Source organism: Peribacillus sp., from assembly GCF_059453735.1.
In genome coordinates, this window is sequence record NZ_JAZVJO010000306.1 from 1 (window position 1) to 10640 (window position 10640).

The following is a 10640-nucleotide window of genomic DNA, read 5'->3' on the forward strand; positions in this document are numbered from 1 at the left end:
TATTTTTAAGCCTAGCTCCTTTCCCCTGATTAAATACTCTAAGACCCCTTCCCTTGGTTGTATATTTTTTGTTAACTGCTCATATTTAGCATTTCTTTCTAAATCGAGTTTCTCTATGATAAGATCTTTTTTTGCATGTAACAGCTCTTCAAAAGGGTTAAACGTACCTTGTGTGCCAATGTTTTCAAGCCAGCGTTGAAGTGGAAATGGCATCTGATGCTCTTCATAAATCTGTTGGTACGACTGAATTTCATAGGTTTCAGTATCTACAATTAATCCGTCAAAATCAAAAATAATCGCTTTAATCACTACAGATTCTCCTCTTCAACGATGATTTTAATAGGAATCCTAAAAAAAGCTGCGCAGGCATTAATCTGCATAGCTCGGTATACTTAACTTATATGAAGTCTATCAGCGGAAAGTCCATTTTGATAAGCACTTTGGATGAAGGACTGAAAAAGCCGCTGAGATAGGGCATCTTTACTTGCCATGCTTTCTGGGTGCCATTGTACGCCAATTCCAAAGGGATGGTTTTGTACTTCAACTGCCTCGATTATCCCATCTGCTGCAACTGCCACTGTTTCTAAATCCTTTCCTAATGCTTTTACGGATTGGTGATGAAGACTATTTACATCAAGGTTAGTTTTTTGGAAAATTTGATAAAGCTTGCTGTTTTCAGAAATCATGACAGGATGAAACGTATTTGAACGATGGGTTAATTGGCTATGGGGGTGCGCTGTAGTCAGCTGACTCGGTATATCTTGATATAATGAACCTCCACAAACAACGTTAAGAACTTGAATCCCTCTACAAATAGCTAGAAACGGTTTTTTGTGTTCTAGAAGTAATTGAGTAAGGTAAAACTCCGCAGCATCACGATCATGGTATACAAATCCAAGCTTAGGATGGTGTTCCTCTCCAAAGAATGCTGGATCCAGATCTTCACCTCCGCTCAAGATGAACCCATCACATAAGTCAAAATAAGCATTTAGCGTTGCTTGGTCTGCAGCTGGTAAGATTAAGGGAATACCACCTGCTTGAATGACTGCACGATGATAATCGTGATGAACATAAATCCCTTCTGAATTTAAGCTTTGCTTCGTATATGCACATGTAATCCCAATAACCGGTTTTTTATCCATCCTGCACCCCGCTAACCACTTTTTTAAGTGGTTTTTTAGTAATAGTATACACATATATTGGAAAACAGTCACCATGATTTATTTTGCCTGATTACCTACAATAAATAGAAGAAAAAATAAGGTGGACGATGGACTAGAAGGGCAAATGAGTTTCAAAAGAACCTGCAAAAGACTTCCAACATGCGAACATTTAGATGTACGCCATGCAGAATGTCATTAATTTTCTATTAATCTGTCTTATTCCTTTTTTATTTTTTACCAAAAAAAATTTCATCCATTTCTTCTTTAAGTCTATGTAAGTTTCACGTTCAGCCTTTGTTTTTGTATAACAACTATCATACATATTAAAACTAAGTGATTTTGTTAAATTATTTAAATTCATGGCTCGGTTCCAATTTAAAAGGAAAAAGGACTCATCTATAGAAGGAGTCCTTTCAGACTGTAGACAAACTCGGTTGAGATTTAAAATCGAGATGTTGATTTCCATTTCAGGCGCTTCGCTTTCCGCGGGCGGGCGGTGAGCCGCATCAATGCTTACGCTCCTGCGGCTCTCACCTATCCCGCTGTTCCCGCAGGAGTCTTCACGCCTTCCACTTCATCAACCGTCTTTCTAACGTTAATCTGGATCAAACCTTGCCATTGAGAGGGCTATCCTAGAACAAATTCATCAGGACACAAGTGATTTAAAAAGCGGATACTATGTCAATAGAGAACTATAAAATAACAGTAAGCCTATAAAAGCCATGATTTGCCTCAATAAGCAGGAAAACATCCATGAAATATGTTCAAAATACCAATAGAGGTTCGGAATGAAACCATTCCGAATCCTTTTGTCTACAAACTGAAAGGACTCCTCTAAAGAAGGAGTCCTTTATTGGTTAAAACTGTTCAAAAGAAACTGTATTCTTAGTTCACAAAATGTAATCGTTTTCAATTAAAGTTATTGATTTATGGTCTCTTTATCCAGCTTTTTCAATGCTGTTTTGAGCATCTTGCCTGTTCCTGATTTTGGTATTTCTTTAATAAAGATAATATAATCAGGTGTTTTATAGTGAACTAATTTCTGTTTGCAGTATTCTCGTAGTTCCTCTTCTTCTTGTTCCGTTTTCGTAACGACATAGGCTGCGATTTTTTCACCGAACACGGGATCCGGCCGTCCAATGATTGCACATTCAATTACATTGGGATGTGTATAAAGTACTTCTTCTATCTCTCTTGGATAAACGTTGAATCCACCTCTTATGATCATGTCTTTCATTCTGTCTACAATAAAAATATAGCCGTCTTCATCCGCATAGGCCAAATCTCCAGTATGCATCCAGCCATCTCGAATCGCATTTTCTGTCTCTTGAGGCTGTTTATAATAACCTTTCATTAAATTCGGTCCTCTGAAGATAATTTCTCCCACTTCTTTTGGTGCTACCGTATTTCCCTCAGGATCCACTATTTTTAAGTCAACACCTGCCAGTGGAACTCCGGTGGAACCGACCTTTTTAATTCCATCTCGTGGTGAAGCGCAGAGCATAACGGTACTCTCGGTTAATCCATAGCCTTCCGATATCTCAACGTCCATTAATTGTTTAACTTTATCAAGGACTTCTGCTGGAAGACTAGCACCTCCTGATCCGGCAATGCGAAGCGCAGAAAAATCAAGTTCCGTAATATTCGGTGAGTGGATAAACATGGTATACATGGTTGGAACACCTAAGAAAATATTAATCTTATTTTTGGCAAGTTTATCAAGGATTGATACCGGTTCAAATCGTTCCTCGATATAAATCGTTCCTCCATGGGCGATATTGGCTAATACGCCTTGCAGCTTTGCATATGCATGAAATAGTGGCAGCACACAAAGAATACGATCGCCTGGTTTTATTGAATTCGTCACCGCAGCTGCAATGGCCATCCAGTTTAAATTTGCGTGGGTGATCATTGCACCTTTTGGAAACCCAGTCGTTCCGGATGTATAGATAATTTGTGCTGTTTCAGACCCATAACGCGGCACAAAATTCTCCATTTCAGGATAAGTTAGAAGCGATGCCCAAGAAAGTTCGTCTGATTCACCATAGCAGATGATTTCTTTCACGCTGGTCAACTCGTTTCTAACATGTTGAATAACAGAAAGAGACATCTCCTCCAACACTAGATATTCAGCATCAGAGTCATTGAGGATATAGGTAACTTCAGCTTCCTTAAATAATGGATTCAGGGGTACAACTGTCCCTCCGTTAGCTAGGTTAGCAAAATAGGTAATAATATATTCCGGCTTATTCGACATCATTAAACCGACCTTCGTGTCTGGGATTACACCAAGAGCCTTGAGTCCTGAGGCTGCTTTACGTACTCGTTTCCCTAGTTCTTGATAACTGATTTCCTGATCGCGAAAAACAAGGGCTGGTATCTCTGGATATCTCTCAACAGTCGATTGCAGCAATTCAATAATATTCATCCTATTTACCTCCAACAATTTAGTTTTCTTCAAACAGCAAGTTCATTTGTACGTATTGCACCTTTCACATGCTGTTTAGTCTCAAAAAGTTGGTATTGTAAGGTGCTTTCTCTGAAAAGCTACTTGGAAATCAGCGATTAAACTGTGGAGTACGTTTTTCCAAAAATGCTTGAACACCTTCCTTGGCACCCTTAGATTGAAAGATTTCTTGAAATAGGTCTGCTTCAAGCTGAATTGCATCTGCAATCTGTTGTTCCATTCCCTCGTCTACTGCTTGTTTAATCATCGCCAAAGCTTCGAGAGAGTGGCGCGCTATCCGCTTGGCAAGCTTACTCGCCTCTTCCATTCCCTTTCCTTTTGGTACAACTGTACTAACTAAACCAATCTCTTTAGCTTCCTGAGCTGTTAACGGGTCCCCAGTAAACATAAGCTCCTTGGCTTTTGTCTTCCCAATTAAGCGAGGCAGACGCTGTGTTCCCCCTCCTCCAGGAAAAATCCCTAATTTAATTTCCGGGAGACCGATCTGTACATGTTCTTCGGCAATTCTAAAATCACAGGTCAGGGCTAATTCACATCCACCGCCAAGTGTAATCCCGTTTAACATCGCGATCGTAGGTTTATGAAGTGACGCTATTAGGTTAAGTGTCTCCTGTGTTTTGCTCGATCCTACCTTCATGTTTCCGCCAAGTTTTTCAGGAAATTCTTTAATATCCGCACCTGCCATGAATGCTCTATCGCCTGCCCCTGTCAAAATGACAACGATAATAGCAGGGTCACCCGCGATTGTCGAAAAGACGTCATGTAACTGTTCAACCACTTTGCTTCCAAGTACATTCAAAGGTGGATTATTAATTGTAACCGTTGCTATTCCATCCTGCTTTTCAAAAGTTACTAGCTTTTCCATTTTCTCACCCTCATCTTTTAATTTTACAGAATCAAACACGGTCAAAGATTCGTTTAGCTACTTACTTTGGCTGCATTCTAATCGCTCCGTCAAGGCGGATGACTTCTCCGTTAAGCATTGTATTTTCGACGATTCCTTGAACTAGCTGTGCATATTCCTCTGGATAGCCAAGTCTCTGTGGGAAAGGTACCATGGCTCCGAGTGCTTCACGAACCTTATCGGATGCTGCTGCAAACAGCGGTGTCTCAAACAGCCCTGGAGCAATTGTCATACAGCGGATACCATAGCGAGCTAATTCTCGTGCAATCGGAAGCGTCATTCCTACAAGACCGCCTTTCGAAGCACTGTATGCGACTTGACCGATTTGCCCATCAAAAGCGGCAACCGATGCTGTGTTAATAATGACCCCTCGCTCTCCTTTTTCATCTGGTTCATTTAAGGACATTCTCTCGACTGCCAGTCTAATCACATTAAAGGTACCAATCAAATTAACTTCTATGACTTTTTGGAAGATTCCTAGATCATGAGCAACCCCCTTGTTCAATACCTTTGATGCAGCTCCGATTCCCGCACAATTTACTAGGATCTGAAACTCACCAAAATGTTCAACTGCTTGGTCAAGGGTGTGACGTACTTCTTCTTCACTTGTTACATTCGTTTTGACAAACAACACATTTTCGCTGCCATGCGTTTCAATCAGTTTATTAGCCTTTTCTTCAGATAAATCGATGATAACTGCTTTTCCTCCGTGCTGAATAATGTTCTCGACCGTTGCTTCTCCAAGACCAGATGCGCCGCCTGTAACTAATGCCACTTTATTAGAAATCTTCATTGTAAATCCCCCATGATTTTTTATTTTGCGAATAGTTTCGTTGAGTACGTTGTATCATCTTCACCAATTAGCTACTTATGTAAAAATCAGTTATCTTTTTTTGACCGCACCTCCTTTTTCTTTCAACCAACGAATAGATAATATGCAATAACTGTGCCATCAGACAAATTAATGTAAGCGGTTACTAAAATACCTAGATGTCTTCTTTTTTCTGTATTCCGTAACATGTAACATGTGTAATGGTGTAAACCATATTTGTGTAATCGTGTAACTGTTTATTGATTGATCTTCATTTCATTAATTTCTTTAAGCTTCCTGTAGATAGTAACCCGAGAAACATTGAGAAAATGAGCTGTTTTGGAAATATTACCCTCATTATTTTGTAGTACACGAATGAGTTCTTTGTGAGTAAACTGATTTTTCACCATTTTATTTCGACTATAAAAATCTGCTGCTCCGCCTTCCTCTGCGAACATGTCCTCCGGCAAATCATTTATCGTTATTTCTGTTTCTTCTGCATAAAAGGCGGCGTGCTCTATTGTGTTTTTCAACTGACGGATATTTCCCGGCCATGAAAAGGCGTCAAAGAACTCTTTCACTTCTTCACTAATCGTCAATGGTCCATCGTGGCCCACTTGCTGGTTGAGAAAATATTTAACCAATATCGGAATATCACCCCTTCGCTGCCTTAATGGTGGGATGCGGAGATGAATCACATTTAAACGATAATATAAATCTTCTCGAAATTTTCCCGCACTCACTTCCTGCAGTAAGTTTTTATTGGTAGCGGCAATGACCTGTACGTCAACCGGTACCGGCTTGTTTCCACCTACTGGTACCACTGTTCTTTCTTCTAAGATTCTCAATAAAAACGCTTGTGCTTCAAGCGGCAGGTCTCCAATTTCATCTAAAAAAATGGTTCCTTGATGGGCTAATGTGAATTTACCAGGATTCCCCTTGGGATTAGCACCTGTAAAGGCACCCCCTGCATAGCCAAACATTTCACTAGCAGCCAGATCACGTGTAACGGCACCACAATTAATTTCGATTAATGCTCCTTGACGGGTTCCATGAGCGTGTATTGATTGAGCAAACATTTCTTTTCCCGTACCCGTTTCACCCGTAAGTAGCACAGTCTTTTCGTAAAGTGCAGCTTTTTTAGCTAATGATATAACCTTATGCATGTCCTGATGCTCAGTGATAATGGAAGAAAACTGGTATCTCGTTCCCTCTTTTTTTCTTTTTGAAAAAGCATCTTTCCTATTAACTTGATCAAACACGGCAATTCCGCCGTATAAATTAGCGCCTATTTTATACGGCTGCACTCTTATTTTCCATTCTACTCCGTATTTAGTAAATAGATAATCTGTTTTTGTCAAAAATGGATTGCCTTCAATGAAGGTAGTGAATGAATCACCAATTTTCAGCGAAAAAGCCTGTTGAGCCGCTTGATTAAAAAAAGTAATTCTTCCAGCGTTATTAAAAACGGTAAACGGAGCTTTCGAATTATTAAACAGGGATTGCAGGGCAAAGTTATTATGCTTTATCAAGGTATCACTTATTTGCCGTTCAATCTTATGTCCAATGGTAACTGTACTGAATAAATCCTGAACTCCCATCGTATTTTTTTCTTTTGCCAGCGTTAAGACACCTATAACTTCTCGTGTGAAGGGATCTCGAATAGGTGCTGCGGAAGTAAATAGGTGATGTAAGTTTCGACAAAAATGTTCTTCTGCAAATATTTGCAATGGTTTTTGTTCAAAAAGAGCTGTCCCGGCAGCATTTGTTCCCTGATTTTCTTCCAACCAGTTTGATCCTAAGGGTATTTGTTTTTTAATACTATGGCTCGATGATCGATGAATGAGGATTCCTTCGGCGTTAATCAATCCCAGCACAAGCTCTTCATTTGATCTTGATTCAATGATTTGAGCTGTAAGAGGGATTGCAATATCCGTCAATAAATGGTTTTCTTCTTTTCTTTCTTGGCATGAAATTGATTCATTATGGAGGGGGACTGAATGGCTTAAAGGATCAAGCCCATACTGAAGACATCTTTTCCAAGATGATGTGATCGTAGTTCGCTGGTTTTTAGGAAACTTCCCTGTTTCTATTAAGTACTCCCAGTTTTCACGAATTTTTCTTTCATAGTGTGCCTTATTATTCAACACTTCTTCGTTGATTAATGAGTCAAACATAAGGACCTCCATTCCTGTTTATAAAGCACGGAACCAACGTTTCCGTGCTAGTTAGTTGTCAAATGATTAACTTGAACCCATTCGCTCAATCTCTTTTGACGGATACACATGAGTCCCATGTTGGTTAGTCTGGGCGGTTTTAAACATAGCAGCTGCTACGGTCGCGGCATGAATAGGGCGGTATGGCCGTAAGGGCCCCATCATGATTTTAGTAAGAATACCGCTTGCTTTTCCCATCACTGCTTCCCCTAGCCTGAATTCTTTTCGATCACCAAGCAGCAAAGAAGGTCTAAATATATGAAGAGAGGGTAATCCCATACTTTTTAAGGTTTCCTCTACCTCTCCTTTGACACGGCTGTAGAATACGCGAGACCTTGGATCAGCACCAGCCGCTGTAATGATCAACAGTTTTTCCAGGTTTCCTCGCTTAGCTAGTTTAGCTGCTTCCACAACATACTCATAATCCACCGTCCGAAATGCTTCTTTGGTTTTCGCCGCTTTTATAGTGGTTCCTAAACAAATATAAACATCTTGTACTTGGAACAGATCTGAATATTTGTTGAGTTGGTCAAAATCAATAACCTGCTGATTTATCGTCTGATCCGAGAGATTAATCGGCCGTCGGGTCAGCACAGTAATGGTCTGATAATACTTGTTTGCGCTGATTAGTTTAACAAGTTCAGCACCAACCATTCCTGTAGCGCCTAAGACTAATGCTTTTTTTTGTGACATGTCTATTCCAGTCCTTTTTCATTTGATTAGTCTATTATAACAGGTGTGCGGTTTGATTAAATTCGTGAATGTTCCAACTGTTAAACTGAAATTCTATTTTACTTAAACAAGCATTCTGCAATCGTGTATGATTGGATTCGAGAATTCCTGAAGACAGACTATTCAATAACGCCTTAATCACTGCTCCATGAGCCACTAAAACAACTCGTTTATTCGGGTAAGCTTCTTGGATTTTACATAGTCCATCCATAATTCGGTTATCAAAAAGCTCCCGTTTTTCTTTATTCGGATATCGTTTATCCGGATAAGCCATCCTTTTTTCTGTAAAAGTCATTCCTTCCGCATCACCATAATCACGTTCAATAAATTCCACCATCGTCAGGATTGTCGGTTGAACGATGTACGTACTGATAATTTCGGCTGTTTCTACCGCCCGTTTAAGCGGACTGGATATAATAACATCCCAATCTGATTTAGCTAGATACATTCCACATTGGTTAGCTTGCATTCTTCCTTTATCGTTTAGGGGAATATCCGTCTTTCCCTGTAATCTGCCACAAGCATTCCAATCCGTCTCTCCATGTCTTACTAAACAAATGGTTGTAATACCCATCAATCCTTTCTTAACTAATAGTGGTTATTTATTATTATACATTTTTAACAGAATAATCAAACTATTTACCTGCGGAAAAAGGAATAAATTTTATCTTTCTTCAAAAACTGCAGTTAATCAAGACAACAGCCATTTACCCATCTATATTTCGGCTTTTTTTGCTATTTTTGTGAAACTTGCTGTATTTTCAAACGTTTTAAGAGCTTTTGTCACTCGGCAGGAATATCTAAAAGGGTTTGCAGAATATAGTCTACATCTGATTTTTTAAACTATTTCAATAAGGGGCTGACATGATGGTAAATGATTTGATTAACAGAGCTTACACAATTCAAGATGTTGCTAAACGAATTAATACTGGTGTTGGAACAATTAGACAATGGGAAAAGGATTTAAAGGGTTTGTTGACGATTCCCCGTTCAAAGCAAGGAGCGAGGTTTTATACGGAAAAAGAAATTTCCATGCTTGAAAAGATTAAGGATATGCGGGCAAAAAATCTGAGTAAAGAGATGATACGAATGATTTTAGAAAAAAATTCTGAAGAAAGTGAAGCCGCTGCGGGTCCTGTAGAAACTCTATTGCCGGAAAAAGCTGCAACTGAACTTAAAACAAGTCCCCCAGAAACTGAAGTAACGGACTTTGAAAAGTTCAACTCAGCGATGGAATTGTATAAAAAGGATTTATTGACTGATATTAAACAGGTTATGCAGGCTAATGTCCAAAGTATGATGGATGAATTAAAAAATGATATTTATCAAGGCTCGCTAGACACGGTTCAGAGCGTTTCAAAATCTATTCAACGATCTAATGAAAAGAGGAAGGAAGAAATTAATCGGCTGACAGATACGATAATCAATACACATGAACTTACTTCTGAAACGTATGGGACACTCACAACCAGCATTACCAAAGCCTCTGAAGAAACCATAGAACGACTTTCTAAAAAGATTACTAGATCATCAAAAGACTATAACAATACCATGAGTAAGGCTGCAATGACCGTAAAAGAAGCTCATAAAGAAATTCAGAATGTGTCCAATGTCTTTCATGATGAACAAGAGCATTTTGTGGAAACCATGACACAGAATCTAAAAGAATTAACGTTGGCCATACGCGATCGTGAGGATGCTTTTCAGGATATGGTTTCTTCCTTTAGAAAAGCAGCTGCAGGGAAGGATAAGAAATCATGGTGGAAACTCTTCGGTGTGAAACCGTTAAAAAAATAAAACGACTTCCCGATGGAAAGCCGTTTCAGTATTTATGTTTTGATTTTCTTGTTCGCACAGCTGTCGAAGCTGGTTGCTTTTTAACCCATTTAAGGTATTTTTTTATCTCTTCGTCATCTTGAAGAAGCATGATTGTATTAAGTCTTATCCCTAGAACTCGATTTGAATAGAGTGCATGAATTTGTTTATGACAGGCTTTGCAAAGCATGGCAGTCGGCATATGACTGCCTCCTTCTTCTCTTGGTGTGAGGTGGTGTACGGTTAGCTCAATACCTTCCCTCTCGCAAAGTTCACAAGTACCAGTAGCCATCAATCAATCCCTCATTACCTTCAGTCTGGAATGACTGCATTCCCTTCTTCAACTATATGATAGAGCAAGTGGGCAAGATGATGAATAGGGTCTGCTTCTTCTTCACTTTCATCCTCATCAGCCATGTTCATACCTAATGTATATAACGCGAGAAACTCATAAAAATCTTTCATTTCAAAAGAGTAACAGCCATTTGGTTCTTCATTATCTTCTTCATATTGAAGAACGAGATATGAAATA

At 39.2% G+C, this 10640-nt stretch carries 10 protein-coding genes and 2 pseudogenes; 1 reads left to right on the plus strand and 11 read right to left on the minus strand.

Translation table 11 applies throughout. The features are described from left to right. The 9 genes and pseudogenes from AC52RT_RS09765 to AC52RT_RS09805 form a co-directional block, all read right to left on the minus strand. Nucleotides 1-309 (minus strand): HAD hydrolase-like protein (locus tag AC52RT_RS09765; protein WP_495540566.1); only part of this gene is annotated, 309 nt, incomplete at its 3' end. 83 nt (nt 310-392) lie between these two features. Next, complete coding sequence (locus AC52RT_RS09770) at nt 393-1142, minus strand: gamma-glutamyl-gamma-aminobutyrate hydrolase family protein (protein WP_495540567.1); 750 nt, start codon at nt 1140-1142, stop codon at nt 393-395. A 289-nt stretch (nt 1143-1431) separates the two neighbouring features. Then, nucleotides 1432-1524: pseudogene (locus AC52RT_RS09775) on the minus strand (adenosylmethionine decarboxylase); the annotation flags it as partial. A gap of 558 nt (nt 1525-2082) precedes the next feature. Beyond that, nucleotides 2083-3591, minus strand: a complete 1509-nt coding sequence (locus AC52RT_RS09780; protein WP_495540568.1) for a class I adenylate-forming enzyme family protein — start codon at nt 3589-3591, stop codon at nt 2083-2085. A gap of 130 nt (nt 3592-3721) precedes the next feature. Beyond that, nucleotides 3722-4495 (minus strand): enoyl-CoA hydratase/isomerase family protein, encoded by a 774-nt coding sequence (locus AC52RT_RS09785; protein ID WP_495540569.1) that lies wholly within the window; start codon nt 4493-4495, stop codon nt 3722-3724. A 61-nt stretch (nt 4496-4556) separates the two neighbouring features. After that, the gene (locus tag AC52RT_RS09790; protein WP_495540570.1) at nt 4557-5327 is read right to left on the minus strand and encodes a 3-hydroxyacyl-CoA dehydrogenase; all 771 of its coding nucleotides are present in this window, start codon (nt 5325-5327) and stop codon (nt 4557-4559) included. A gap of 275 nt (nt 5328-5602) precedes the next feature. Further along, nucleotides 5603-7522, minus strand: a complete 1920-nt coding sequence (locus AC52RT_RS09795; protein WP_495540571.1) for a sigma-54-dependent Fis family transcriptional regulator — start codon at nt 7520-7522, stop codon at nt 5603-5605. A 66-nt stretch (nt 7523-7588) separates the two neighbouring features. Next, nucleotides 7589-8254, minus strand: coding sequence for an oxidoreductase (locus tag AC52RT_RS09800; protein ID WP_495540572.1), 666 nt, complete (start codon nt 8252-8254; stop codon nt 7589-7591). A gap of 34 nt (nt 8255-8288) precedes the next feature. Further along, on the minus strand, nt 8289-8861 hold the full coding sequence (locus AC52RT_RS09805; RefSeq protein WP_495540575.1) for a histidine phosphatase family protein: 573 nt from the start codon (nt 8859-8861) through the stop codon (nt 8289-8291). 299 nt (nt 8862-9160) lie between these two features. On the opposite strand from AC52RT_RS09805, the gene AC52RT_RS09810 reads away from it, so the two are divergent. Continuing rightward, nucleotides 9161-10090 (plus strand): MerR family transcriptional regulator, encoded by a 930-nt coding sequence (locus tag AC52RT_RS09810; protein ID WP_495540573.1) that lies wholly within the window; start codon nt 9161-9163, stop codon nt 10088-10090. A gap of 25 nt (nt 10091-10115) precedes the next feature. Here the strand turns inward: AC52RT_RS09810 and hlpB are convergent, their stop codons facing one another. Then, the gene (hlpB, locus tag AC52RT_RS09815; RefSeq protein WP_495540574.1) at nt 10116-10400 is read right to left on the minus strand and encodes an HNH nuclease-like protein HlpB; all 285 of its coding nucleotides are present in this window, start codon (nt 10398-10400) and stop codon (nt 10116-10118) included. Nucleotides 10401-10420: 20 nt separating this feature from the next. Then, a pseudogene (locus AC52RT_RS09820) lies at nt 10421-10640 on the minus strand (cytosolic protein); the annotation flags it as partial.